The 25,514-nt window shown below is 74.0% G+C and carries 25 protein-coding genes; 3 read left to right on the top strand and 22 right to left on the bottom strand.

Features of this window, described 5'->3' with window-relative positions; translation table 11 throughout:
• Nucleotide 1: 1 nt before the first annotated feature.
• Nucleotides 2–1,798, bottom strand: a complete 1,797-nt coding sequence (locus LEP48_RS07620; RefSeq protein WP_225564993.1) for a proline--tRNA ligase — start codon at nucleotides 1,796–1,798, stop codon at nucleotides 2–4.
• A gap of 63 nt (nucleotides 1,799–1,861) precedes the next feature.
• Between LEP48_RS07620 and LEP48_RS07625 the strand changes: the two genes are divergently transcribed.
• Nucleotides 1,862–2,806 (top strand): Fpg/Nei family DNA glycosylase, encoded by a 945-nt coding sequence (locus LEP48_RS07625; RefSeq protein ID WP_225564994.1) that lies wholly within the window; start codon nucleotides 1,862–1,864, stop codon nucleotides 2,804–2,806.
• 18 nt (nucleotides 2,807–2,824) lie between these two features.
• On the opposite strand, the gene LEP48_RS07630 is transcribed toward LEP48_RS07625, so the two are convergent.
• The 7 genes from LEP48_RS07630 to LEP48_RS07660 all read right to left on the bottom strand — a co-directional run bounded on the left by LEP48_RS07630 (nucleotide 2,825) and on the right by LEP48_RS07660 (nucleotide 11,275).
• Entirely contained in the window at nucleotides 2,825–4,015 is a 1,191-nt protein-coding gene (locus LEP48_RS07630; RefSeq protein WP_225564995.1) for a glycine C-acetyltransferase, read from the bottom strand.
• Complete coding sequence (tdh, locus tag LEP48_RS07635; RefSeq protein WP_225564996.1) at nucleotides 4,015–5,094, bottom strand: L-threonine 3-dehydrogenase; 1,080 nt, start codon at nucleotides 5,092–5,094, stop codon at nucleotides 4,015–4,017. Before tdh ends, LEP48_RS07630 begins: the two co-directional genes overlap by 1 nt.
• A gap of 189 nt (nucleotides 5,095–5,283) precedes the next feature.
• Nucleotides 5,284–6,216 (bottom strand): GNAT family N-acetyltransferase, encoded by a 933-nt coding sequence (locus tag LEP48_RS07640; RefSeq protein WP_225564997.1) that lies wholly within the window; start codon nucleotides 6,214–6,216, stop codon nucleotides 5,284–5,286.
• Nucleotides 6,217–6,265: 49 nt separating this feature from the next.
• Nucleotides 6,266–7,408, bottom strand: coding sequence for a flavodoxin-dependent (E)-4-hydroxy-3-methylbut-2-enyl-diphosphate synthase (ispG, locus tag LEP48_RS07645; RefSeq protein WP_225565183.1), 1,143 nt, complete (start codon nucleotides 7,406–7,408; stop codon nucleotides 6,266–6,268).
• Between the two features lie 94 nt (nucleotides 7,409–7,502).
• Nucleotides 7,503–8,822 (bottom strand): M50 family metallopeptidase, encoded by a 1,320-nt coding sequence (locus LEP48_RS07650; RefSeq protein ID WP_225564998.1) that lies wholly within the window; start codon nucleotides 8,820–8,822, stop codon nucleotides 7,503–7,505.
• Nucleotides 8,823–8,889: 67 nt separating this feature from the next.
• Complete coding sequence (gene dxr / locus LEP48_RS07655; protein ID WP_225564999.1) at nucleotides 8,890–10,074, bottom strand: 1-deoxy-D-xylulose-5-phosphate reductoisomerase; 1,185 nt, start codon at nucleotides 10,072–10,074, stop codon at nucleotides 8,890–8,892.
• 4 nt (nucleotides 10,075–10,078) lie between these two features.
• On the bottom strand, nucleotides 10,079–11,275 hold the full coding sequence (locus tag LEP48_RS07660; protein ID WP_225565000.1) for an MFS transporter: 1,197 nt from the start codon (nucleotides 11,273–11,275) through the stop codon (nucleotides 10,079–10,081).
• A gap of 49 nt (nucleotides 11,276–11,324) precedes the next feature.
• On the opposite strand from LEP48_RS07660, the gene LEP48_RS07665 reads away from it, so the two are divergent.
• Nucleotides 11,325–11,765 (top strand): MerR family transcriptional regulator, encoded by a 441-nt coding sequence (locus LEP48_RS07665; protein ID WP_225565001.1) that lies wholly within the window; start codon nucleotides 11,325–11,327, stop codon nucleotides 11,763–11,765.
• A gap of 114 nt (nucleotides 11,766–11,879) precedes the next feature.
• Here the strand turns inward: LEP48_RS07665 and LEP48_RS07670 are convergent, their stop codons facing one another.
• From LEP48_RS07670 to rpsB, 7 genes are all read right to left on the bottom strand, one after another.
• Complete coding sequence (locus tag LEP48_RS07670) at nucleotides 11,880–12,431, bottom strand: DivIVA domain-containing protein (RefSeq protein ID WP_225565002.1); 552 nt, start codon at nucleotides 12,429–12,431, stop codon at nucleotides 11,880–11,882.
• Nucleotides 12,428–13,618 (bottom strand): dual-specificity RNA methyltransferase RlmN, encoded by a 1,191-nt coding sequence (gene rlmN, locus LEP48_RS07675; RefSeq protein ID WP_422723811.1) that lies wholly within the window; start codon nucleotides 13,616–13,618, stop codon nucleotides 12,428–12,430. Before rlmN ends, LEP48_RS07670 begins: the two co-directional genes overlap by 4 nt.
• A 24-nt stretch (nucleotides 13,619–13,642) precedes the next feature.
• Entirely contained in the window at nucleotides 13,643–14,518 is an 876-nt protein-coding gene (locus LEP48_RS07680) for a phosphatidate cytidylyltransferase (protein WP_225565003.1), read from the bottom strand.
• Nucleotides 14,518–15,075, bottom strand: a complete 558-nt coding sequence (gene frr / locus LEP48_RS07685) for a ribosome recycling factor (protein ID WP_225565004.1) — start codon at nucleotides 15,073–15,075, stop codon at nucleotides 14,518–14,520. The genes LEP48_RS07680 and frr overlap by 1 nt, the downstream gene beginning before the upstream one ends.
• Nucleotides 15,076–15,160: 85 nt before the next feature.
• A complete protein-coding gene (gene pyrH / locus LEP48_RS07690; RefSeq protein ID WP_225565185.1) occupies nucleotides 15,161–15,856 on the bottom strand; it encodes a UMP kinase in 696 nt (231 codons plus the stop codon).
• Between the two features lie 283 nt (nucleotides 15,857–16,139).
• Entirely contained in the window at nucleotides 16,140–16,979 is an 840-nt protein-coding gene (gene tsf / locus LEP48_RS07695; protein WP_225565005.1) for a translation elongation factor Ts, read from the bottom strand.
• 113 nt (nucleotides 16,980–17,092) lie between these two features.
• Nucleotides 17,093–18,034 carry a 30S ribosomal protein S2 gene (rpsB, locus tag LEP48_RS07700; protein ID WP_225565006.1) on the bottom strand — a complete coding sequence of 314 codons (942 nt, stop codon included), beginning with the start codon at nucleotides 18,032–18,034 and terminating at the stop codon, nucleotides 17,093–17,095.
• Nucleotides 18,035–18,529: 495 nt separating this feature from the next.
• Here rpsB and LEP48_RS07705 point away from each other — a divergent pair, with 495 nt between their 5' ends.
• Nucleotides 18,530–19,222 (top strand): M23 family metallopeptidase, encoded by a 693-nt coding sequence (locus tag LEP48_RS07705; RefSeq protein ID WP_225565007.1) that lies wholly within the window; start codon nucleotides 18,530–18,532, stop codon nucleotides 19,220–19,222.
• Between the two features lie 11 nt (nucleotides 19,223–19,233).
• On the opposite strand, the gene LEP48_RS07710 is transcribed toward LEP48_RS07705, so the two are convergent.
• The 7 genes from LEP48_RS07710 to lepB form a co-directional block, all read right to left on the bottom strand.
• Nucleotides 19,234–20,175, bottom strand: coding sequence for a tyrosine recombinase XerC (locus LEP48_RS07710; RefSeq protein ID WP_225565008.1), 942 nt, complete (start codon nucleotides 20,173–20,175; stop codon nucleotides 19,234–19,236).
• A 65-nt stretch (nucleotides 20,176–20,240) separates the two neighbouring features.
• Nucleotides 20,241–21,563: a DNA-processing protein DprA gene (gene dprA, locus LEP48_RS07715; RefSeq protein ID WP_225565009.1), complete on the bottom strand. Its 1,323-nt coding sequence runs from the start codon at nucleotides 21,561–21,563 to the stop codon at nucleotides 20,241–20,243.
• A complete protein-coding gene (locus LEP48_RS07720) occupies nucleotides 21,556–23,094 on the bottom strand; it encodes a YifB family Mg chelatase-like AAA ATPase (RefSeq protein ID WP_225565010.1) in 1,539 nt (512 codons plus the stop codon). The genes dprA and LEP48_RS07720 overlap by 8 nt, the downstream gene beginning before the upstream one ends.
• On the bottom strand, nucleotides 23,094–23,465 hold the full coding sequence (locus tag LEP48_RS07725) for a YraN family protein (protein ID WP_225565011.1): 372 nt from the start codon (nucleotides 23,463–23,465) through the stop codon (nucleotides 23,094–23,096). Before LEP48_RS07725 ends, LEP48_RS07720 begins: the two co-directional genes overlap by 1 nt.
• Before the next feature lie 113 nt (nucleotides 23,466–23,578).
• Entirely contained in the window at nucleotides 23,579–23,878 is a 300-nt protein-coding gene (locus LEP48_RS07730) for a DUF2469 domain-containing protein (protein ID WP_013838354.1), read from the bottom strand.
• On the bottom strand, nucleotides 23,875–24,714 hold the full coding sequence (locus LEP48_RS07735; RefSeq protein ID WP_225565012.1) for a ribonuclease HII: 840 nt from the start codon (nucleotides 24,712–24,714) through the stop codon (nucleotides 23,875–23,877). The genes LEP48_RS07730 and LEP48_RS07735 overlap by 4 nt, the downstream gene beginning before the upstream one ends.
• The gene (lepB, locus tag LEP48_RS07740; protein WP_225565013.1) at nucleotides 24,711–25,490 is read right to left on the bottom strand and encodes a signal peptidase I; all 780 of its coding nucleotides are present in this window, start codon (nucleotides 25,488–25,490) and stop codon (nucleotides 24,711–24,713) included. Before lepB ends, LEP48_RS07735 begins: the two co-directional genes overlap by 4 nt.
• Nucleotides 25,491–25,514 lie beyond the last annotated feature (24 nt).

Consider the following 25,514-nt stretch of genomic DNA (forward strand, 5'->3'; position numbering starts at 1 on the left):
GTCAGGCCAGCAGGTCCTCGACCCGCTGCACCACGTGGGCCACGACGCCCCCGACCGGGAGCTGCTCCGGCTCCCCGGCCCTGGGTCGCACCTCCACCATGCCGTCGGCGAGCCCGCGGCCCACGACGACCACCAGCGGCACGCCGAGCAGCTCCGCGTCGGCGAACTTGACCCCCGGCGAGACCTTGGGCCGGTCGTCGTAGATCACCTCGACGCCCTCGGCGACGAGCCCGGCCGCGACCTTCTCGGCGGCCTCGAAGACCTCGGTGCCCTTGCCGGTGGCGACCAGGTGCACGTGCGCCGGGGCGACGTGCGCGGGCCACGCCAGGCCCTTCGCGTCGTGGTTGCCCTCCGCGACGGCGGCGACGGCTCGCGTGACGCCCACACCGTAGGACCCCATGGTGACCGTGACGGCCTTGCCGTTCACGTCGAGGACCTTGAGGTCGAGCGCCTCGGCGAACTTGCGGCCGAGCTGGAACACGTGGCCCATCTCGATGCCGCGCGCGGTGGTGAGGACCCCGTCGCCGTTCGGGCACGGGTCGCCGGGCCGCACCTCGGCGACCTCGATCGTGCCGTCGGCGGTGAAGTCCCGGCCCGCGACCAGGCCGATGACGTGCTTGCCGGCCTCGTCCGCGCCGGTGACCCAGGAGGTCCCGTCGACGACGCGCGGGTCGATGAGGTAGCGGACCTTCGAGGCGCTCTCCTCCCCCAGCGCGCCGGGGCCGATGTAGCCCTTGGCCAGCGTCGGGTGCGCGGCGAAGTCCTCCTCGCCGAACGGCGCGAACTCGGCCGGGTAGAACGCCGCCTCCATGCGCTTGACGTCGACCTCCCGGTCGCCGGGCACGCCGATGGCGATCCCCTCGGTGCTGCCGTCCGGGAAGGTCAGCCGGAAGAGCACGTTCTTCAGCGTGTCGGCGGCCTGCCACGGACGGTCGGCGCGGCCGAAGCGCTCGTTGAGGACGTCCACGAGCGAGTCGATGGTGGGCGTGCCGGGCGTGTCCTCCACGTGGGCCGCGGGGGCGTCGTCGAACGGGACCGCCTCGGGGACGGGGGTGCGTGCCGCCTCGACGTTCGCCGCGTACCCGCAGGCGAGGCACTCCACGTACGTGTCCTCGCCGATCTCGGACTTCGCGAGGAACTCCTCGGAGCGCGACCCGCCCATCGCCCCCGCGTGCGCGGAGACGATGACGTACTCGAAGCCGAGACGGTCGAAGATCCGCTGGTACGCGGCGCGGTGCTTGGCGTAGCTCGCGTCCAGACCGGCGTCGTCGACGTCGAACGAGTACGAGTCCTTCATGATGAACTCGCGGCCGCGGATGAGCCCGGCACGCGGACGCGCCTCGTCGCGGTACTTGGTCTGGATCTGGTAGAGCGACAGCGGCAGGTCCTTGTAGGAGGAGTACAGGTCCTTGACCAGCAGGGTGAACATCTCCTCGTGCGTGGGCGCCAGGAGGTAGTCGGCCTGCTTGCGGTCCTGCAGCCGGAACAGGTTCGGCCCGTACTCCGTCCACCGCCCGGTGGCCTCGTACGGCTCCCGCGGCAGCAGCGCCGGGAAGTGCACCTCTTGCGCGCCGATCGCGTCCATCTCCTCGCGCACGATCGCCTCGACCTTGGCGAGCACCCGCAGGCCGAGCGGCAGCCAGGTGTAGATCCCGGGGGCGGCGCGGCGGATGTACCCGGCACGCACCAGCAGGCGGTGGCTCGCGACCTCGGCGTCGGCCGGGTCCTCGCGGAGCGTGCGGACGAAGAGCGTGGACAGGCGCAGCAGGTCGCCCTGGCGGGCGGACACGATCGACATGTGGGCCAGCCTAACGGTGCGCCCGGGCGTGCCCTGCCGCCGCTTCCACGGCACGATGGCGTCATGCCCGAGCTCCCCGAGGTCGAGGCCCTCGCCCAGTTCCTCGACGACCGTGCCGCAGGCCGGACCGTGGTCGCCGCCGACGTCGCGCAGATCGCCGCGCTCAAGACGTTCGACCCGCCGGTGACGGCGCTCGTGGGGCGCCGCGTCGAGACCGTCACCAGGCACGGCAAGTGGTTGGACGTGCGCACCCTGCCCGGCGACACCGGTGATGGTGAGGGTGACGGCCCGGGGCCCGGTGACGGCGACGACGGCGCGATCCACCTGGTGGCCCACCTCTCCCGGGGCGGCTGGGTGCGCTGGTCCGAGAAGGCGCCGACGACGCCCGTGCGCCCGCGCCTCGGCGGCAGCGCCGGCGGCCGGATCGCGGCCCTCGCCCTGCGGGTCCGCCTCGACGACGGCTCGGGCTTCGACCTCACCGAGGCGGGCACCCGCAAGCGCCTCGCGGTCCACGTGGTGCGCGAGGCGCGCGACGTCGAGCAGATCCGCACCCTGGGCGTCGACCCGCTCACCGAGGCGTTCACGCCCGACGCGCTCGCGGCCCTGCTCGGTGCCCGCAACCAGCAGGTCAAGGGCCTGCTGCGCGACCAGCACGCCGTCGCCGGGATCGGCAACGCCTACTCCGACGAGATCCTGCACGTGGCGCGCACCTCCCCGTTCCGGCTCACGCGTACCTACGGGCCCGACGACGTCGCCGCCCTGCACGAGGCCACGGTGACCACGTTGCGCGACGCCGTGGCGGCGTCCACGGGCAAGCCGGCGGCCGAGCTCAAGGACGCCAAGCGCTCCGGCATGCGGGTGCACGGCCGCACCGGGCAGGAGTGCCCGGTGTGCGGCGACGTCGTGCGGGAGGTGAGCTTCGCCGACCGGTCGTTGCAGTACTGCGCCACCTGCCAGACGGGCGGACAGGTGCTCGCCGACCGCAGGCTGTCCCGCCTGCTCAAGTAGCCGACCCAGCCGCGCGCCTCAGGCCCCGGCCACCGCCGCCCGCGACGCGACGAACGCGTCCACGCACGCGCGCACCTGCTCGGGCGTGTGCGCCGCGGACAGCTGCACGCGGATGCGGGCCTGGCCCCGCGGCACGACGGGGAAGCTGAACGCGGTGACGTACACGCCGTGCTCCCCCATCGCCTCGGCGACGCGCGCCGCCACCACGGCGTCCCCGAACATCACGGGCACGATCGGGTGCTCGCCGGGGAGCAGGCCGAAGCCCGCCTCCGTCATCAGGGACCGGAAGAGAGCGGCGTTCGCGGTGAGCCGCTCGCGCAGGTCGCCCGAGCGCTCCACCAGGTCGAGCGCGGTGAGGGTGCCGGCCACGATCATCGGGGCGAGCGTGTTCGAGAACAGGTACGGACGGGCCCGCTGACGCAGCAGGTCGACGATCTCCGAGTGCGCCGCGACGTAACCGCCCGACGCCCCACCGAGGGCCTTGCCGAACGTGCCGGTGAGGATGTCCACCCGGTCGGCGACGCCGCACAGCTCGGGCGTGCCCCGCCCGCGCTCCCCCATGAACCCCACCGCGTGCGAGTCGTCCACGAGCACCAGCGCGGAGTAGCGGTCGGCGAGGTCGCAGATCTCCCGCAGGGGCGCGAGGTAGCCATCCATGGAGAACACACCGTCGGTGACGATCACGACGTGGCGCGCCCCGCCGTCGCGCGCGGCGACGAGCTGAGCCTCGAGGTCGGCCATGTCCCGGTTGCGGTAGCGGAACCGCGACGCCTTCGACAGGCGGATGCCGTCGATGAGCGAGGCATGGTTCAGCTCGTCGGAGACGATCGCGTCCTGCGCCCCGAACAGCGTCTCGAAGACCCCCCCGTTCGCGTCGTAGCAGGAGGAGAACAGGATCGCGTCGTCCGTGGCGAGGAAGTCGGCCAGCCGTCGCTCCAGCGCGCGGTGCTGGTCCTGGGTGCCGCAGATGAAGCGCACGCTCGCCAGGCCGTAGCCCCACGTGTCGAGCGCGTCGCGCGCGGCGGCGAGGATGCGCGGGTCGTCGGCCAGGCCGAGGTAGTTGTTGGCGCAGAAGTTGAGCAGCTCGGCACCGTCGGCGCGGATCAGCGCTCCCTGCGGGCCGCCGATGCCACGCTCGTGCTTGGTGAGGCCCGCCTCCTCGATCCCGCGCAGCTCGCCCGCCAGGTGCTCCCGCAGCGTCCCGTACATCAGCGCGCCTCCTCGTTCTCGGTGGTCGGGTCGTCCGACCAGCAGGTCCAGTCGAGGACCACCTTGCCACCGTCCGCCGAGGCGGCGGCCTCGAAGCCGTCGGCCCAGCGGCTCGCCGGGAGCCGGTCGGTCACCACCGACGCGATGGCCGAGCGCAGGGTGGCGCTCGTGCGCAGCATCGCGTCCATGGCCTGCCAGGTCTCGAACATCTCGCGTCCGTAGATGCCCTTGAGCGTGAGCATGTGGGTCACCACCGTGCCCCAGTCGACGGCGATCGGCCCGGCCGGCAGTCCCAGCATCGCGATGCGGCCGCCGTGGTTCATGTTGGCGATCATCTCCGGCAGCGCGCTCGGCGCCCCGGACATCTCGAAGCCGACGTCGAAGCCCTCCCGCAGGCCCAGCTCGCGCTGCACCTCGCTCACCCGGGTGGCCCTCACGTCCACGGCGGCGTCCGCACCCATGGCGGTCGCCATCTCCAGGCGGGCCGGGCTCACGTCGGTGCCCACCACCAGGTGCGCGCCCGCGTGCCGGGCGACGGCGATCGCCATCAGCCCGATCGGGCCGCAGCCCGACACCAGGACGTCCTCGCCGATGACGGGGAACGCCAGGGCCGTGTGCACGGCGTTGCCGAGGGGGTCGAAGATCGCCGCGACGTCGAGGTCGATCTGGGCGTGGTGCACCCAGACGTTCGTCGCGGGCAGCACCACGAACTGCGCGAACGCCCCGTCGCGCTGCACGCCGAGCCCCTGCGTGCGGATGCACATCTGACGGCGCCCGGCGCGGCAGTTGCGGCAGGTGCCGCACACGACGTGGCCCTCGCCGGAGACGATGTCGCCGACCGCCACGTCGTGCACCAGGTCGCCCACCTCGACGACCTCGCCGACGAACTCGTGGCCCGGGACCAGGGGCGCCGTGACCGCGGAGGCGGCCCAGTCGTCCCACCGCTCGATGTGCAGGTCGGTGCCGCAGATGCCGGTGCGCAGCACCCGGATCTTCACGTCCCCGATGCCGGCCTCCGGCTCGGGCCGGTCGACGAGCTCCAGGCCCGGACCCGGACCCGGCTTGAACAGCGCCTTCACGTGGTCTCCCCCGTCGCACGAGTCGTCGTTCGCGTCATCACGCTGCGCACCATCTCACGATCCGGACGGTTCGGAAAAGCGGAGCCGGCCGCGCGGGGCGCCCGGGTGCCGATCGGGCCGAGAGCCGGCCCAGCGGATCGGACCAGCGGATCAGACCAGCGGATCAGACCAGCGGATCAGACCAGCGGATCAGAACAGGACGGTGGCGAACGTCCCGACCTGCTCGAAGCCCACACGGCGGTACGTCGCGAGCGCAGGGGCGTTGAAGGAGTTCACGTACAGCGACACCACGGGCGCGACGTCGCGCCGGGTCGCCACGACGAGGGCGGCCATGCCCGGCGCGGCGAGCCCCCGGCCACGGAGCGTCGGGTCGACCCAGACGCCCTGCACCTGGGCGACGCCTCCGGCGACGGCGCCCAGCTCCGCCTTGAACGCCACCACCGGCGCTCCGCCGGGCCCCGGGTCGATCCGCACGAACGACCGGCCCTCGGCCACCAGCGAGCGCACGCGCAGCGCATAGGCGCTGCCGGGGGTCGCCACCGGGGCGTACCCCACCTCCTCGGCGAACATCCGCACGCAGGCGGGCAGCATCACGTCGATCTCGCCGATCCCGGCGCGTCGCACGGCCGGGTCGGGGTCGACGTCGGGCGCCCGGTCGATCGCCAGCGACGGCTGGCTGGCCCGCACCTCGCGCGCCGCCGGCCACGTGCGGGAGAGCTCGTCCCACAGCGCCAGAGCCCACGCCTGGTCCCCCACGATCGACGACGACCGGCGGCCCTGCACGCGCGCCAGCCGGGCGAACGCGGCGACCGCGTCCTCGGCGTCGGCGCCCGTCAGCGTCGGCGGGACGACGGGCACCAGGTTCGCCCCCGACCAGCAGATCGCGGCCAGCGGGCCCTCCTCGGGAAAGCCCCAGGCCTGACCGCCGGCGGCGCCGAACCCTGCGGCGGCGGCGACGTCGAGGCGGGCGGCGGCCAGCGCGGAGCCGACGGGGTCGAGCGCGCAGAGGCGCTGCGCCTCGGCCACGTCGTCGGAGGTGAGCACGCGGGCACGGGGCGCCCCACGCCGGGGCAGGTCCCCGGTCCGCGCCCGTGGGCGGACGGCCGACCGCCAGCTGCTCATCGCGCCTCCCTCCCCGTCGTGGGCGCAGCGCCGCCCCTGACGGGCTCCCTTATCCGACCGACACCACGGGGGCGCCGGCCTGAGCGTCGTTCTCCGGCGCCGGCATCGACTCGGCGATCCGCATGGCCTCCTCGATCAGGGTCTCGACGATCATCGACTCCGGCACCGTCTTGATGACCTCGCCCTTGACGAAGATCTGGCCCTTGCCGTTGCCCGACGCGACGCCGAGGTCCGCCTCGCGCGCCTCGCCCGGGCCGTTGACGACACAGCCCATGACGGCGACCCGCAGGGGCACGGTCATGCCCTCCAGGCCGGCGGTGACCTTCTCCGCGAGGGTGTACACGTCCACCTGGGCGCGGCCGCACGACGGGCAGGAGACGATCTCGAGCTTGCGCGGGCGCAGGTTGAGGGCCTGCAGGATCTGCGTGCCGACCTTGACCTCCTCGACCGGGGGCGCCGACAGCGACACGCGGATGGTGTCGCCGATGCCCTGGCTCAGCAGCGCGCCGAACGCCGTCGCGGACTTGATGGTGCCCTGGAAGGCGGGGCCCGCCTCGGTCACGCCCAGGTGCAGCGGCCAGTCGCCCCGCTGGGACAGCAGCTCGTAGGCGCGCACCATGACGACAGGGTCGTTGTGCTTGACGGAGATCTTGAAGTCGTGGAAGCCGTGCTCCTCGAACAGGGACGCCTCCCACACGGCGGACTCGACGAGGGCCTCCGCGGTGGGCTTGCCGTACTTCTCCAGCAGGCGCTTGTCGAGCGACCCGGCGTTGACGCCGATCCGCAGGGACACGCCGGCGTCCGAGGCCGCCTTGGCGATCTCCTTGACCTGGTCGTCGAACTTGCGGATGTTGCCCGGGTTCACGCGGACGGCGGCGCAGCCGGCGTCGATCGCGGCGAACACGTACTTGGGCTGGAAGTGGATGTCCGCGATGACGGGGATCTGCGACTTCGTCGCGATGGCGGGCAGCGCGTCCGCGTCGTCGATCGTCGGCACCGCGACCCGGACGATGTCGCAGCCGGACGCCGTGAGCTCGGCGATCTGCTGCAGCGTGGCGTTGATGTCCGTGGTCGGGGTGGTCGTCATCGACTGGATGCTGATGGGCGCGTCGCCGCCGACCGCGACCTTGCCCACCTGGATCTGGCGCGTCTTGCGTCGCGGGGCCAGGGTGGGGGCGGGCGGTGTGGGCATCCCGAGGTTCAGTGCGGTCACCGTGCCAGTATCGCGCGTCCGGGCCGATGGTTCCCACACGGGGGCCGGCCGCGGGCCACGATCACCACGGTGTTCACATGAGCTGCACAGGATCGATCACGTCCGCGAGCATGAGCAGCACACCGGTGCCGAGCAGCACGACGAACATCACGTACGCCACGGGCATCATCTTCGCGACGTCGGCGGGTCCCGGCCGGGGCCGGCCGGCCACGCGCGCGACCGTGCGCCGCGCGCCCTCGTACAGCGCGTTAACCACGTGACCGCCGTCGAGCGGCAGCAGCGGGATGAGGTTGAACACGAAGAGCGCCACGTTGAGCGACGCGAGCAGGGTCAGCAGGAACTGGAGCGTCGCCACCACCGGCGCGTCGGCCGCGACGGCGTCGACGGCGAGGCGGCCGACGCCGACGATGCTCAGCACGCCGTCGGCCGAGCGCTCCTCGGCGGTGAAGGCCTGCGTCATCGTGTCGGCGACCTTGACGGGCAGCGTCACGATGATCGCCGCCGTGCCGGAGACCATCGCCCAGGTCTGAGTGGGCACGCTCGTCGCGGGCAGGGGCTCGTACTCCTGGGTGGGGACCATGCCGAGGAAGCCGACGGTCCGCACGACGGGCTCGCCGTCGGCGCCCACCTCCGGGTTCCCCTGCGCGTCGGCGACGGCGGCCTCGCGCTCGGCGGTGGTCACGGTCAGCGCCGTCTCCTGCCCGTCCCGCAGGACGACGACGGGCACCTGCTCGCCCGGGGTGTCCGCGATCAAGCCCGAGAGCTGGTCCCACGACGTGACCGCGGTGCCGTCCCACCGCACGACCTCGTCCCCCGGCTCGAGCCCGGCGGCGGCCGCAGGCGACGGGGCCGCGTCGGCGGCGCACACGGGCTCGCCGGACGCCGTCGTCGACGTCGGGGTGCACGCGCTCACCTCGCCGACGGTCGTCGTGATCGCGGGCAGGCCGATGCCCACCAGCACGACGAACATCAGCACGACGGCGATGACCAGGTTCATCACCGGGCCGCCGAGCATGACCACGAGCTTCTTCGGCGTCGACAGCCGGTAGAACGCCCGGTGCTCCTCACCGGGGCGGATCTCGCTGGTCGACGCGTCACGCGCGTCGGCGATCACCTGCCCGAAGAACCCGCGCGCCGGCGGCGTGCCGTCCGGCGCGGGCGGCATCATGCCGACGAGCCGCACGTACCCGCCGAGCGGGACGGCCTTGAGCCCGTACTCCGTCTCGCCCTTGCGGCGCGAGAACAGCGTGGGCCCGAAGCCCACCATGTACTCGCTGACGCGCACGCCGAACTTCTTGGCGGGCACCATGTGCCCCAGCTCGTGCAGCCCGATCGAGACGACGATGCCGACGAGCACCACGGCGATGCCGACCACCCAGGAGAGAACGTCCACGGAACGAGCCTAGGTCACCGCGCGGGCCCCTCGGCACGCCAGGAGCCGCGGGCGTGTGCAGGTCCGGTCAGGAGCGGGCGAGGATCTCGTCGGCGCGTGCACGGGCCCACGTCTCGGCCCCCTCGACGGCCTCCAGCGTCACCGCGGACGCCGCGACGCCGGCGTGCTCGCCGAGCACGCGCTCGACCGTCTCGACGATGTCGAGGAACCCGATCCGGCCGGCGAGGAACGCGGCGACGCCCTGCTCGTTCGCCGCGTTGTAGACGGCGGGGTGGGTCGCGGAGGCGGCCGCGGCGGAGCGCGCCAGCCCGACGGCGGGGAACGTCGCCTCGTCGAGGGGCTCGAACGTCCACGACGCCGCCTGCGTCCAGTCGCAGGGCGGCGCGACGACGTCGAGCCGCTCCGGCCAGGACAGCCCGAGCGCGATGGGCAGCCGCATGTCCGGCGGGGACGCCTGGGCGATCGTCGACCCATCGTGGAACTCGACCATGGAGTGCACCACCGACTGCGGGTGCACCACGACGGTGATGTCGTCCACCGGCACGTCGAAGAGCAGGTGCGCCTCGATGAGCTCGAGGCCCTTGTTCATCAGCGAGGCCGAGTTGACGGTGACCACGGGACCCATGGACCAGGTCGGGTGCGCCAGCGCCTGCTCGGCCGTGACGGTCTTGATCTCGTCGCGGCCACGGCCGCGGAACGGCCCGCCCGAGGCGGTGAGCACCAGTCGCCGCACCTCGTCGCGCGCGCCGCCCCGCAGCGACTGCGCGATCGCCGAGTGCTCGGAGTCCACCGGAACGATCTGGCCCGGGGAGGCCGCCGCCTTGACGAGCGAGCCGCCCACCACGAGCGACTCCTTGTTGGCCAGCGCGAGCGTCGAGCCCCCGGCCAGCGCGGCGAGCGTCGGCCGCAGGCCGACGGAGCCCGTGACGCCGTTCAGGACGACGTCGTCCCCGCGCCCGGCGAGCTCCGTCGCGGCGTCCGGGCCGGCGAGCACCTCGACGTCGTCGGCCCGGGCACCGAGACGCTCCGCGAGCGCCTCCCGCAGCGCGGACGCCCGCCCGGCGTCGGCGATCCCCACAGACGCGACCCCGAGCGCGGCGGCCTGCGCGGCGAGCAGGCCCACGTCGCCGCCGCCCGCGCTCAGCGCCGTGACCCGGAACCGGCCGGGGTGGGCGGCGACGACGTCGATGGCCTGGGTGCCGATGGAGCCGGTGGAGCCGAGCAGGGTGACGGAGCGAGGAGCGCTGGACATGGGTTCATCCTCCCAGTTCGTCCGCCGACCTCCGCACCGCCAGCAGCGCCACCGCCGTCACGGCGACGAGGGCAGCGGCCGGGACCGGCAGGGCTGCCACCCCGGCGCGCTCCACGGCGAGGGAGGCGAGCGCCGCCCCGGCGGCGATCCCTCCGTTGAAGACCACGGGGATCAGCGCGCCCGCCGTCGCGCGCCGCCCGGGTCCGCCGAGGCGCAGGATCAGCGTCTGGGCCAGCGGCGGCAGGGCGCCCGAGGCGAGGCCCCACCCGGCGACGACAGCCGCGGTCACGACCGCGTGGGCGTCCACGACGACGAGCGCCAGCAGAGCGAGCGCCGTCCCTGCGGCGCTGACCACGAGCGCCGGGCCGGTCCGTGCGCCGAACCGGCCCGCCAGCGCGACGCCGGCGGCGGAGGCGAGACCGAACCCCAGGAGCAGCGCGCTGACTCCCCCGGGCACGGCAGCAGAGGCGGTGTCGACGAGCCGCGTGATGTAGGTGAACGCGCCGTAGTGGCCCACCAGGAGCACCCCGACGATCACGGTCACCGCGATCATCGGCCCCGGCCCCCGCGGCGCGCCGGACGCTTCCTGGTCACGCGCCGGCGCGGCGGCGGGCTCGGCCCGCACCACGACCGCTCGCGCGAGCACCGCGACGACGAGCGCGAGCACCGCGAGCCCGGCGAACGCGGCTCGCCAGCCGACCAGCTCCGCGACCAGGTGCGCCAGGGGCGTCCCGCCGACCATGCCCAGCGTCGCCCCGCCGAGCACCACCGCCACGGCCCGGCCGAGCAGGCGGTCGGGGACCAGGTCGGCGACGTGCGCGTTCGCGGTGGCCCACAGCAGCCCCACCGCGGCGGCACCGACCAGCCGGGCGCCGACCGCCGCGGGGTAGGAGCCGGCGAGGGCGGTCGCCGCGGCAGAGCCGGCGACGACGACCATCGCGGCCGCGATCACCGTGCGCCGGTCCCGCCCGGCGAACAGCCGGACCAGCGGGAAGCTCGCGACGACCACCACCGCGGCCCAGAGGGACACGAGCAGGCCGGTGCTCGACTCGGGGACGCCGAGGCCTGCGCTCATCGGGCCGAGCACGGCGGTGGGCAGCATCTCGGCCGTGACCATGGTGAACGTGCCCGAGCCGAGCACGAGCAACGAGGGCCACGGGAGCACGCCGGGAAGGGACCTGGTGAGCACTGGTGTCGTCATGGGACCGACGCTAAAGTTTGACATTGATGTCAATGTCAAGGAGGGTCGCATGACGGGCACGACGGACCCGCCCCGGGCGCGGACGACGCCGACCGGCACGACCGGCCTGAGGATCGGCGAGCTCGCCCGGCGCACGGGCGTGGCACCGCGCCTCGTGCGGTACTACGAGCAGCAGGGGCTCCTGCGCGCGGGACGCGCGCCGAACGGCTATCGCACGTACACCGACGCCGACGTGGAGCGCGTCGCCCGGGTCGCGAGCATGGTGCGTTCCGGCATCCCGACGCGACTCCTCAAGGTGATCCTCGACATGGAGGAGCAGGCGGCCGCCGAGGCCCCCCACTGCCCGCGCACGGTCGCCGAGCTGCTCGCCGCCGAGCTCTCCGGCCTCGAGGACCGGATCGCCTGCCTCACGCGCAGCCGTGACACCATCCGCGCGGTCCTGGCACGCACGGAGCACGCCGCCCTGCTCTCGGAGGCGCCGGCGCGGTAGGCCGCCCGCCGCGACGAGGGCCCGCGGACGCGACGAGGGCCACCCGCCGTCGGCGGGTGGCCCTCGTCGTGCCGTGGTGGTGTCGTCGTCCTGTGCCGGGACGGCGACCGGGCGTCACTCGACGCCGAGCAGCACCTCGGTCGCGCGGGCGAGGAACCGGTCGACCGAGGCCTCCCCGTAGGCGTCCACGCCCTTGGCCCGGCCGAAGGTCGCCGACCGGACGTCGGTCGCGGTCAGCGGCTCCTGGCGGTCGAAGTAGCCCACGAGGCGGTCGCACAGCGCGTCGACGTCGTCCTTGTCGTACCCGGTCTTGCCGTGGTCGGCGGGCGCGAACTTGTCCCCGTCCGGGCGGCCCAGGCGGCCGTAGAGCGAGCGGGCACGGTCGGCCAGGGCCGCCATCCACGCGTCCTGGCCGTGCGCGGCCACGTACTCGGCCCGCTGTCGGGCGATGAACGCCGACTCGAGACGGTCCAGCGCCTGGTCGACCTCGTGCGTGTTGTAGCCGCCGCGCACGAGCTCGAAGGTCGCGGCCTGGATGTCCGCGTGCGACAGCGGCTCCGGGGTGCGGCCCTCGTAGGCCTGCCGTGCGTGGTCGAAGAACTCGTCGACCTCATCCTTCTCGTACCCGGTGCGCAGCGCGGAAACACTGCTGAACAGGGAGCTCACTCGTCGTCCTCCTCAGCGGCCAACTGCCCGCACGCACCGTCGATGTCGCTGCCGCGGGTGTCACGGATCGTGGTGGGGATGCCGTGCCCGCGCAAGCGTGCCACAAACTCGTCCTCGACGGCACGTTCGCTCGCGGTCCAGATCGAGCCGGGAGTGGGGTTCAGCGGGATCGGGTTGACGTGCACCCAGCCCCGTCCGCGGGCGTTGAGCTTCTCCCCGAGGAGATCGGCGCGCCACCCGTGGTCGTTCATGTCCTTGATCAGCGCGTACTCGATCGAGACCCGGCGGCCCGTGACCTCGAAGTAGTGCCGGGCGGCGTCGAGGGCCTCGTCCACGCTCCACCGGGTGTTGATCGGCACCAGCTCGCTGCGCAGGTCGTCGTCCGGGGCGTGCAGGCTCAGGGCGAGCGTCACCGGGATCCCCAGGTCCGCGAGCTTGAGCATCGCGGGCACCAGGCCCACCGTCGAGACGGTGATGTTGCGCGCCGACATGCCGAACCCCTCGGGCTGCGGCGCCACCAGCGTCCGGACCGTCTCGATCACGGCGCGCGGGTTCGCCAGCGGCTCCCCCATGCCCATGAAGACGAGGTTGTTCAACCGGGTCGGCCCGCCCGGGATCTCGCCCGCGGCCAACGTGCGGAACGCCGCGCGCACCTGCTCCAGGATCTCCGCGGTGGACAGGTTCCGCGTGAGGCCGAGCTGGCCCGTCGCGCAGAACGGGCACGCCATGCCACAGCCCGCCTGCGACGACACGCACAGCGTGGTCCGGTTCGGGTAGCGCATGAGCACCGACTCGACCTTGGCGTCGTCGAACAGGTGCCACAGCGTCTTGACCGTCGTGCCGCCGTCCGCCTCGAGCGTGCGCGTGGGGCGGATGAGCGACGGGAACATCGTCGTGGCCATCGCCTCGCGGGTCGCCGACGGCAGGTCCGTCATCTGCTCGGGGTCCGAGGTGTAGTGCGTGAAGTAGTGCGTCGCGAGCTGCTTGGCACGGAAGGACTTCTCTCCCATCGCCTCGACCGACGCCACCCGCTCCGCGGGCGTGAGGTCCGCGAAGTGCTTCGGCGGCTTGCCGCGACGGCGCGGGGCCATCTGCAGCGGCATGGGCGCCGTCTCGTCGGACGGGCGCACGATGGGTACGCCGAGGTCCGTCGGCACGACGGTCGGGGTGGCGGGTCGGGAGGTCATCGGGGTTTCCTTCAGCAGGTCGTCTCAGGCGCTCGATGTCGCCATCGTGAGCACGAGGTACACGAACGGCGCGGTGACGACCATGGAGTCGAGTCGGTCCAGCACGCCCCCGTGACCCGGGAGCAGCGAACCCATGTCCTTCAATTCTAGGTCCCGCTTGATCAGCGACTCGGCGAGGTCGCCCACGGTCGCCGTCACCGCGGTGAGGACGCCGAGCACCACGCCGAGCGTCACGGTGGAGTCGAGCACCAGGACGGCACCCGCCACGCCCACCGCGGTGGTGAGCGCCACGGAGCCGGCCAGGCCCTCCCACGTCTTCTTCGGGCTCACCGTGGGCGCCAGCGGGTGCCGCCCCATGGTGACCCCGGCGATGTACCCACCGGTGTCGTTCGCGACGGCGAGCAGGATGAACAGCGCGACGCGCAGCTCGCCGTCCGGCTGCGTGAGCAGCATCATGACGAACCCGGCGAGGAACGGCAGGTAGGTCGCGGCGAACACCGCCGCCGCGACGTCGCGCAGGGCCTGCGGGCCGGAGCCGTCGAGCACCCGCCAGACGACGACGCCGCCCACGGTGAGCACGAACGCGATGAGCAGGCCTTCCGAACCCGCCGCGTACGCCGAGACGATCATGCCCGCGCCGCCGACGAGCAGCGGCAGCAGCGGGATGTTGATGTCACGGCGGGCGAACGCCTGTCGCAGCTCCCACAGGGCCGCGCCGACGGCCACCGCGGCGAGCACGACGAACGGCTCCGGGCGGAACCACAGGGAGGCGGCCACCGCCCCCAGGAGCAGCACACCGACGGCGATCGCCGCGGGCAGGTTGCGCCCCCCACGCCGGGCCGCGTGCGCGGCCTCGGGAAGACCCGCGCCCCCGGCCGGTTCGAGTGGACTGTCCACCATCAGACCTCGAGCAGCTCGTTCTCCTTGCCGGCGAGCAGCTGGTCGACGAGCTCGACGTGCTTCTTGGTGAGCCCCTCCAGCTCCTTCTCCGCCCGCCCGACCTCGTCCTCGCCGGCCTCGCCGTCCTTGACGATGCGGTCCAGCTCCTCCTTGGCCTTGCGGCGCACGTTGCGCAGCGAGACCCGGGCGTCCTCGGCCTTGCCCTTGGCGAGCTTCACGTAGTCCCGGCGGCGCTCCTCGGTGAGGGCGGGCATGACCACGCGGATCGCGTTGCCGTCGTTCGACGGGTTCACGCCCAGGTCCGACTCCCGCAGCGCCTTCTCGATCGTCGTCATCGAGCCCTTGTCGAACGGCGTGATGAGCACCGTGCGCGCGTCGGGGATGTTGAACGACGCGAGCTGCTGCAGCGGCGTGGGCGCCCCGTAGTAGTCCACGGTGATCTTGGAGAACATGCCCGCGCTCGCGCGTCCGGTGCGGATCCCCGCGAAGTCTTCCTTGGCGACCTCGATCGCCTTGTCCATCTTCTCCTCGGCCTCGAGGAGGGTGTCGTCGATCACCCGGTGCTCCTTGTCTGCGGTGGTGCGTCGTCAGGGATGCTGCGTGGTCCGGCCCGGACCCGTCGTGCGCGAACTGCTGGGAACGTCAGTGCGTCGTGACCAGTGTGCCAATCTTGTCGCCCAGCAGGGCGCGCGTCACGTTACCCGGCTCCTCGAGCCCGAAGACCCGCATGCGCACGTCGTTGTCGCGGCACAGCGAGAGCGCCGTGGCGTCCATGACGTTCAGTCCGCGCACCAGCGCGTCCGTGTAGGTCAGGTGCTCGAGGCGCTCGGCGTGCGGGTCGGTACGAGGGTCGGCCGAGTAGACGGCGTCCACCCCGTTCTTGCCCATGAGCACCTCGTCACAGTGGGTCTCCAGCGCGCGCTGCACCGACACCGTGTCCGTGGAGAAGTACGGCATCCCCGCGCCCGCGCCGAAGATCACGACGCGACCCTTCTCGAGGTGCCGGATGGCGCGCAGGGGGATGTAGGGCTCCGCGACCTGTCCCATGGTGATGGCCGTCTGCACGCGCGTCGTGACGCCGTCCTGCTCGAGGAAGTCCTGGAGCGCCAGGCAGTTCATGACGGTGCCCAGCATGCCCATGTAGTCGGCCCGCGCCCGGTCGAGGCCCGCCCGCGAGAGCTCCGCCCCCCGAAAGAAGTTGCCCCCGCCGGAGACGATGGCGACCTGCACGCCCTGGCGGACGGCGTCACCGATCTCCTGCGCGATCCGGCGGACGACGTCGGTGGCCAGGCCGACGCTGCCGCCGCCGAACGTCTCGCCCGAGAGCTTCAGGAGCACGCGGCGCGAGCCGACCGGCGCCGCGGCGCCGGGCTCCCCGGCGGTCTGGGTCGGATGTTCGGTCTGGTTGGTCTCGGTCACGTACGCCACCGTCCGTCTCGGTCTCGTGCTGGGGCAGCGGGCCGCGCGTCGCGGCCCGTCGAAGAGGGGTGTCCCTCGCGCATCCTGGCACCGGACGCGCGTTCCCGCCGCGCCAGCGCAGCGGTGCGGGTGCGCGACAGGCCCGGCCGCACCGCGGACGGTGCGGCCGGGCCTGTCGACGTCAACTGTCGTGAAGCTGCCGTCAGCTGCCGACGCGGAAGCGGACGAACCCGAGCAGCGAGCCACCGGTGGCGGCGACGTGCTTGCCCACGGTCGTCTTGGTGTCCTTCGCCAGCGGCTGGTCCACCAGGACGGCGTCCTTGAAGAAGCCGTTGAGGCGACCCTCGACGATCTTCGGCAGCGCGGCCTCGGGCTTGCCCTCGGCGATCGACACCTCGCGGGCGATCTCGCGCTCCTTGTCGACCGTCTCGGCCGGGACGTCGTCGCGCGTGAGGAACCTCGGCGCGAGCGCCGCGATGTGCTGGGCGACGTCCTTGGCCACGGCCTCGCCGGCCTCGTCGGTGACGACGAGCACGCCGATCGACGGCGGGAGGTCCTTGGCCGTGCGGTGCAGGTAGGTCGTGACCTTCGGGCCCTCGACGCGCGCCACGCGGCGCAGGACGAGCTTCTCGCCGAGGGTGGCCCCCTGGGCGGCGATGAGGTCGGCCACGGTGCCGTCACCGGCGGGGGCCGCGGCGGCCGTGGTCTCGTCGGTGGCACCGGCGGCGACGACGGCCTCGAGGACGGCGTCGGCCAGCGAGATGAACTTCTCGTTCTTGACGACGAAGTCGGTCTCGGCGTTCAGCTCGATCATGGTGGCGACCTGGCCGGCGTCGGTGTCGGCGACCTTGACGGCCACGAGGCCCTCGGTGGTCGCGTTGCCCTCGCGCTTGGCCGCACGGGCCAGGCCCTTCTTGCGGATGATCTCGACGGCCTGCTCGGCGTTGCCGTCGGCCTCGTCGAGCGCCTTCTTGACGTCGAGCATGCCGGCACCGGTGCGCTCGCGCAGCGCCTTGATGTCAGCGGCGGTGTAGTTCGCCATGGGTGTCCTCCGTGCTGGTTCGAGATCCGCCCGGGCCCGGTCGGGGCGCCGGGCGGAAAGGGACGTGCGAGGCGCGCGGACCGGTCACACGACGGTGACCGGCCCGCGGTGCCTCACTCGGACTTCTCGGCGGCCTGCTCGCCCTCGGTGGCGGCGTCGACGGCCGGGGCGGCGTCCGCGCCCGGCGCGACGGCCGTCTCGGCGCCCGAGGCACCCTCGGCCGGCGCGGCGTCGCCCTCGGCCGGAGCCTCGGTGGCGGCCTCGGTGGCGGCCTCGGCCGACGCCTCGGCACCGGCGAGGAGCTCGCGCTCCCACTCGGCCAGCGGCTCGGCCTCGGTCTGCTCGGCCTCGCCCTTCTTGCCCGAGTGACGCTGCATGAGGCCGTCAGCGGCGGCGTCGGCGATCACACGGGTGAGCAGCGTGACGGAGCGGATCGCGTCGTCGTTGCCGGGGATGGCGTAGTCGACCAGGTCCGGGTCGCAGTTGGTGTCGAGGATCGCGACGACCGGGATGCCGAGCTTGCGGGCCTCGTCGACGGCGAGGTGCTCCTTGTTCGTGTCCACGATCCAGACCGCCGAGGGGGTCTTGGCCATGTCACGGATGCCGCCCAGGGTGCGGGCGAGCTTGTCCTTCTCGCGACGCAGGACGAGGAGCTCCTTCTTCGTCAGGCCGGAAGCGGCGACGTCGTCGAAGTCGATCTCCTCGAGCTCCTTGAGGCGCTGGAGACGCTTGTGCACCGTGGTGAAGTTGGTGAGCATGCCACCGAGCCAGCGGTGGTTGACGTACGGCATGCCGACACGGGCGGCCTGCTCGGCGACCGGCTCCTGCGCCTGCTTCTTCGTGCCGACGAACAAGATGCTGCCACCGTGGGCGACGGTCTGGCTGACGAACTCGTAGGCGCGGTCGATGTACGACAGCGACTGCTGGAGGTCGACGATGTAGATGCCGTTGCGCTCGGTGAAGATGAAGCGCTTCATCTTCGGGTTCCAACGGCGGGTCTGGTGCCCGAAGTGGACACCGCTCTCGAGGAGCTGGCGCATGGTCACGACGGCCATGACGGTCCTTTCGCCGCGTGCCCCCCGGACCTGCCGGAGCTGCACGCGCGTCTGGCGACCGGCCGCGCCGTCCTCCGACGCTGCCTGGTCGCGTTCTCGGTTGTCGGTGGCGGGCATCTGGCCCGGCACCCCTGGCGTCACTCCGGGCCGGCACCGCACCCGTGGGTGCGGACCGCTGCCGACGCGGCCGCTCCCCGTGGCCGGCGAGCCGGTCACGGGACGCGTGCGTGACGCGCGATGTCGATCGGCCGGACCTCCCCCCGCACACGGGCCCGAGGGCCGAGGACGGGGAACGGGACGGCGCGAGCCGATCGCAACGAGCAGTCTACCTGACGCCCTCCCCCGCCCCTGCCCTCGCACAGCCCCGTCGACGTGCCGTCGCACACGTCCCGCCGACTGGCCCCGAGGCCGTCCCCAGCCCTCCGCCGGCGGCGTCCGTCCCCAGCCACGGGACGGGCACCGCCCCGGCACCTACCAGCCTGCCAGCGTGCACCCATGCGCTTCCCGACGACCCGCCCCCACCGCCGGCACAGCACGCCCCACGACGCCGCCACCGCGCCGGGCACGGTGACGGCGAGCACGATGACGCCGAGCACGATGACGCCGAGCACGATGACGCCGAGCACGATGACGCCGAGCACGATGCCACCACACCGGAAGGCGGCCGGGGCGGCCCTGCTGATCCTCACCCTGACGTGCACGCTCTCCGGGGCGGCGGGCGCGGCGGGGGCGGCGGTGCCTGCTGACACGCCGAGCCCGGCCGGACCGGGCTGGGTCCGACCCGTGCCGGGCGCGGTCCGAAGCTCGTTCGAGCCGCCGGCGGAGGCCTGGTCGGCCGGACACCGCGGCGTCGACCTGGGCGCGCGCACCGCCGAGCCGGTGCGCTCGCCCGCGGACGGCACGGTGACGTTCGCCGGCCAGGTCGCCGGCAAGCCGGTCGTGGTGGTCGCCCACCCGGACGGCCTGCGGTCCACGTTCGAACCAGCCCGCGGCACGCTCGCACGGGGAGCGGAGGTGCGCGCCGGAGAGGTCGTCGCCCACGTCGGGGGCCCGGGCGCCGGCGCGAGCCACTGCGGCCCCGCCGCATGCCTCCACTGGGGCGTGCTGCACGGCGAGACGTACCTCGATCCGCTGCTGCTGCTCGGCGACGACGCCCCGATCGTCCTGCTCCCTGTGGCGGGGAGCTGAGACCACTCCGGTCAGGCCCGGGGGAAGGCCTGCACGAACACCTCGCGCAGTCGCTCGCCGTCGACGTGCGTGTACCGCTGCGTGGTGCCGAGGTCGGCGTGCCCGAGCACCTCCTGTACCGATCTCAGGTCGGAGCCGCCCTGCAGCAGGTGCGTCGCCGCCGAGTGCCTCAGGTCGTGCGGTGCCACGTCGTCGACCCCCGCGTCCACGGCGAGCCGGTGCACCGCCTCGCGCACCTGCCGCTGCCCCCACCGTCCACCGCGCTCGCCGAGGAACAGTGCTCCCCCGCTCCCGGCGTGCACGAGCGCCGGCCGACCGTCGGCGAGCCAGGTGCTCACGGCCCGGCCGGCGGGGACGCCGAAGGGGACCACGCGCTCCTTGCCCCCCTTGCCGAGCACCCGCACGAGCCGCTCGGACAGGTCGATGTCTCCGACGTCCACCTGCGCCAGCTCGCCGACGCGGATCCCGGTGCCGTAGAGCAGCTCCGCGGCCGCCCAGGCCCGCAGCGCCCGCGGCCGGCGCTCGGCGTCCGACGCCACCGCGGCGGCACGCGCCGAGTCGAGCAGCTGCGCGGCGTCGTCGGGGCTGAGCACGGTGGGCAGCGTGCGGCCGACCTTCGGGCTGGCGAGGCGCAGCGCGGGGTCGGTGGTCACCAGGCCGGTGCGGTGCGCCCACCGCAGGAAGGCCCGCGCCGCCGCGGCGCGCCGGGCGATCGTCGCCCGGGCCAGCCCGCGTTCCGCCTGAGACGCGAGCCAGCCCCGCAGCAGGGCGACGTCCACGGTGCCGAGGGTGGTCGCCCCTCGCCGCGCCGCGTACCGGAGGAGAGAGGTCACGTCCGCCCGGTACGCGCGGCGAGTGTGGGCGGAACGGCCCTGCTGCACGGCGAGATGGTCGGTGAAGCGGTCCACCGCTCCGGCGAGCTCCGGCGGCAGCGGCGGGAGGTCGGCATCCATACCGGCAGTCTGACCCTCCCGGCACCGGGGACGGGCGAGGTCCCTCGGCGTGGTGCCATCCCAGGTCAGCGCGGCTTTGGCGGCGTCGCGACCGGGCCTCCGCCCGGTGCGCGCCGGGGCGCCGCCGCCCGCCGCCAGCGGTCGCCGTCGGGCATGACGAGGGCGTGCTGCTCGAGCGTCCCGAGCCCTGCGAGCGCCGAGCGCACCGACAGCCCCGCCGTCCGGGCCACCGCCTCGAGGCCCACCGCACCCCGCAGGGGCAGGGCGTCCCACACGCGTCGCGCGGTGTCGCCCAGCACGGCCACCTGCTCGGGCATCGCGCGCTCCCCCGGGGCGCCGGACGCCGGCACGGGCGCCAGCTCACCGGGCCGGCCGACGAGCTCGACCACCTCGCCGACGTCCGTGACGCACGTCGCGGCGCCCGCCCGCAGCAGCCCGTGGCAGCCGGTCGACGTGGCCGACGTCACCGGCCCGGGTACCGCGCCGAGCGGCCGCAGCAGCTCTGCCGCCTTGCGCGCCGTGGACAGCGCGCCCGACCGCCATGCGGCCTCGACCACCACGGTGCCCTGCGCCGCCGCGGCGATGAGCCGGTTGCGGGCGAGGAACCGCTGCCGGAACGGTGCGGAGCCCGGCGGGACCTCGCTCACCACGGACCCGCCGCCGCCCGCGATCCGCCGCAGCAGCTCGTGGTTGCCCTGCGGGTAGAACCGGTCCACCCCGCCGGCGAGGACGGCGACGGTGGTGCCGCCCACCGCGAGCGCCCCGCGGTGCGCCGCCGCGTCGATACCGTACGCGCCCCCGGACAGGACGGTGAACCCCCGCTCCGCCAGGCCGGCGGCCAGGTCCGCCGTCACATGCTCGCCGTAAGCGCTCGCCGCCCGGGCCCCGACCACCGCGACGGACCGCCCGACCGTCGCCGCCAGGTCGGGCCGGCCACGCACCCACAGCGCGAACGGCGCAGCGGGGCCCAGGTCTCGCAACCCTCCCGGCCAGCGCGGGTCGCCCGGGACCAGCAGCGTCCCGTCCAGCCGGTCCAGGACCCGCAGCTCCCGGCGCGGGTCCAGGCGGTCGAGCCGCGGCGCCCAGCGGGCGACGGCGGCACAGAGCCGGTCCCTGGCCACCTGGGACCCGAGCTCCGCCAGGGCGCCGCCGCAGAGCGTGCGAGCGGGATCCCCGAGCGCCTCGACGAGCCAGCCCAGCGCGCCCGGGGCCCCCAGGTGGGCCACCAGGGCGCCCGCGACCTCGTCCCCCGGCTCCGCGACGCGACTCCACGACGCCGCGGCGAGCCGCGGGTCGTCGGTGTCGAACGGCAGGCGGACCTCTCGTGCGACGAGGTCAAGAGCATCCGGCCCCCCACGGCGGGGCGCCTCGAACAGCGGCTCAGCCATGGTTCCCCCGGCTGCGCAGCGTGACGGCGGTCGCCACGTCGTCCGGGCGCGGCGAGCCCGCGCCGTCGAGGTCGGCGAGGGTCCACGCGGTGCGGAGCACCCGGTCGGCGCCCCGCAGGCTCAGTGCGCCCCGGTCGATCATCTGCTCCACGGGTGCCAGGACGGCCCGGCCGGGGCCGAGGCGCTCGCGCAGCCAGCCCCCGGGTACCTCCGCGTTCGTCGTCCACGGCGTGCCGGCGAGCCGCTCACGGGCCGCCGAGCGCGCCGCGGCGACCCGTCGCGCGACCGCGTCCGACGGCTCCCCGGAGGCGCCCGCGGTCCGGTCCGCGCGCGTCACGGGCCGGACCTCCACCTGCAGGTCCACCCGGTCGAGCAGCGGGCCGGACAGCCGCCCGAAGTACCGGCGCTTGGCCATCGGCGTGCAGGAGCAGTCCAGGCCCTTGTTCACGGACGCCATCCCGCACGGGCACGGGTTCGCCGCGAGCACGAGCTGGAAGCGGGCCGGGTAGCGGGTCGCTCCGCCGGAACGGTGCAGCACCAGCTCCCCGGCCTCGAGCGGCTGCCGCAGCGTCTCCAGCACCCGCGCCGGGAACTCCGGGGCCTCGTCGAGCAGCAGCACCCCGCGGTGCGCACGCGAGACCGCGCCCGGGCGCGCCAGCCCGCTGCCTCCGCCGACGATCGCGGCCGGGGTCGCGGTGTGGTGCGGATCCTCGAACGGCGGGCGCGTGACCAGGCCTCCGCCCGCGTCGAAGGTGCCAGCCACGGAGTGCACTGCGGTGACCTCCACGGCCTCGGCCGGGGTGAGGTCGGGCAGGATCCCCGGCAGTCGTGCGGCGAGCATCGTCTTGCCCGCTCCGGGCGGGCCCACGAACAACAGGTGGTGTCCGCCCGCAGCGGCGACCTCGAGCGCCGTCCGGGCCTGCAGCTGCCCGACGACGTCGCGCAGGTCACCGGGCTCACGCCCCGCGAAGGACTGCCGCACCGGGCGCACGGGCTCGACGTCGGGCACGTGCCGCAGCTCGCCCCCGTGCAGGAGGACCACCTCCGCGAGGCTGGCCGCACCGTGCACCCGCGCCCCGGGCACGAGCCGGGCCTCGTCGGCGTCCCCGGCCGCCACGACAACGTCGGAGTAGCCCGCGGCGACCGCCGCGGCGACGGCTGGCAGCACCCCCCGCACCGGCTGCAGCCGCCCGTCGAGCCCCAGCTCGCCGAGGTGGACCACGCGATGCAGCCCGCCGGCGGGGAGCTCCCCGGCACCGGCCAGGACGGCCACCGCGACCGCCAGGTCGAACGACGATCCGGACTTGCGCAGCGACGCCGGGGACAGGTTGACGATGATCTTGCGGTGCGGCCACGCGATGCCGGTGGACAGCACGGCGGCCCGCACGCGCTCGCGCGACTCGTGCAGCGCGGCGTCGGGCAGGCCCACGAGGGTGAACCCGGGCACGGAGGCGGCAAGCTGGGCCTGCACCTCCACGACGTGCCCGGTCAGCCCCGTGAGCGCCACCGCCGCGGTGGTCCCGAGCCCCATCAGAGCACCCCCACCAGGTGCTCGACCTGCGCGGCGCCGGCGCGCGGGAGCACCACGGCCACGACGTCCACGCGCACGCCGGCGAACCTGCCGCCGGCGACCTCCAGGGCGCGTTCGGCGAGCCACTGCCCCGTGAGCCGGCGGATCCGGGCGAGCTTGGCCGGCGTCACCGCCTCGGCCGGGTGGCCGAAGGCCGTCCCGCTGCGCGTCTTGACCTCGATCGCGACCAGCAGGTCGCCGTCGCGCGCGACGAGGTCGAGCTCACCCGCCGTCCCGCGCCAGTTGCGGTCCAGCAGCCGCATCCCCTGCTGCTCCAGGTGGCGTGCCGCCACCCGCTCTCCGTATCGCCCGACGGCGTCCTTGGCTCGCACGGAACCACCTCCGCGGCAGAGCCTGCCGCGGGTTCAGGCGGTCCCCGGCGTCCGCCGGAAAGGTTGTGCGACCGAGGCCGGACGGTCGCCCTGTGGACGGCGTCCGGGCCGCGTCAGAGCGCGAGCTCGGCCTTGGCCAGCTCCTCGACGTTCACGTCCTTGAAGGTCACGACGCGCACCGACTTCACGAAGCGCGCGGAACGGTAGACGTCCCACACCCAGGCGTCGGCGAGCCGCAGCTCGAAGTACACCTCGCCCGCGGCGGACCGCACCTGGAGGTCCACCTGGTTGGCGAGGTAGAACCGGCGCTCCGTCTCCACGACGTAGGAGAACAGGCCCACCACGTCCCGGTACTCGCGGTAGAGCGCGAGCTCCATCTCGGTCTCATAGTTCTCGAGGTCTTCGGCGCTCACCGGCTCATCATCCCATCGAGCGTCACCAGGGCCGGGTTCTCGGTGCCGACCGGGAGGGCCCGGCCGTTGCGGTCGGCGGCCTGCGCCTCGTCGGCCAGCACGCGCAGGTTCCACGACCTGCGGTGCTGGGGTGTCGGGCCGTGCGCCCGCAGAGCCTCGATGTGCGCCGGTGCCGAGTAGCCCTTGTTCTGGTCCCACGCGTACGCGGGATACTGGTGGGCGAGTCGCACGAGGAGCTCGTCCCGCTCCACCTTGGCGAGCACGCTGGCGGCCGACACCGAGGAGCACTGCAGGTCCGCCTTGACCAGCGTGCGTACCGCCGGGTCCCGGGGCTCCGGACCGAGTGCGGGGTCGAGCCCGGCGTCGAGCGCCGCGGCCTCGAAGAGGTCGGCACCGGGCCGGCTCAGCCAGTCGTGCGAGCCGTCGAGCAGCACGGTGTCCACGTCGCCGCACGCCCGGCGCACCTGCGCCAGCGCACGCCGGCCCGCGATCCGCAGCGCCGCCACGATCCCGTGCGCGTCGATCTCGGCGGGGCCTGCGTGCCCGACCGCCCAGGCCACGGCCCAGCGTTGCACCTGCGGCACCATCGACTCGCGGGCGGCGGGAGTCAGGAGCTTGGAGTCCGTCAGGCCCTGCGGCGCGGTGCGGGTGCCCGCGTCCACCACGACCACGCCCACGCTCACCGGGCCAGCCAGGGCGCCACGGCCCACCTCGTCCATCCCCGCGACCAGCCGGGCGCCCCCGGACAGCAGGGCCCGCTCCTGGCGTAGCGACGGGCTGCGCCGCGCGGGACGCGGCGGCGTCGGGCGCCTCAGGCCTCTGGTGTCGGTCGTCACGGCTCGGGGACCTGGTCGAAGACGTCGCCGGGGTTGCGCAGCAGCGTGGCGTCGGTGAGCGGCCACACGACGGCGAACGTGCTGCCCACGACGTTGTCCATCGGCACGAAGCCGCCACCCGGGTTCCCGGTGTTGTACCGGGAGTCCTTGGACTCCTGGCGGTTGTCCCCCATGACCCACAGCATGCCCTCGGGCACGACCTTGTCGAACGGGTCCTGGCTCGGGACCGACCCCGGCCGGATGTACGTCTCGTCGATCGGCTCCCCGTTGACCTGGATCCGGCCCTCGTCGTCGCAGCAGGTCACGTGGTCGCCCGGCGTGGCGATGACGCGCTTGATGAGGTGGTCGCCGGTCTCCGCCGGCATGAGGCCGACGAACGTCAGCACGTTCGCCGTCGCCTGCCCCACCGGGGTGCGCTCCGGTGGCTCGTACGGCGGCAGCCAGCCGCCCGGGTCCTTGAACACGACGATGTCCCCGCGGTGCACGTCGAAGGCGTCAGGGACCAGCCGGGAGACCATGACGCGGTCGCCGACCTCGAGGGTGTCCTCCATGGAACCGCTCGGGATGTAGAAGGCCTGGACCAGCAGGGTCTTGATGAGCCATGACAGGACCAGTGCGGACACGACGATGATCGCGGTCTCGCGCAGCAGCCCCAGGCTGCGTGACCCGGCCGCCCGGGATCCGGCCGTGCGGGGCCCGTCGGTAAGGCCCGCGGCCGCGGAGGGCGCGTCGTCGTGCGGGAGGTGGGGTTCGCGCGCTGCGGGACGTTCGGTCACAGGGTCGGAGTCTGCCACGTGCTC

The sequence above is a fragment of the Isoptericola luteus genome, from assembly GCF_020297055.1.
Taxonomy (GTDB): domain Bacteria; phylum Actinomycetota; class Actinomycetes; order Actinomycetales; family Cellulomonadaceae; genus Isoptericola; species Isoptericola luteus.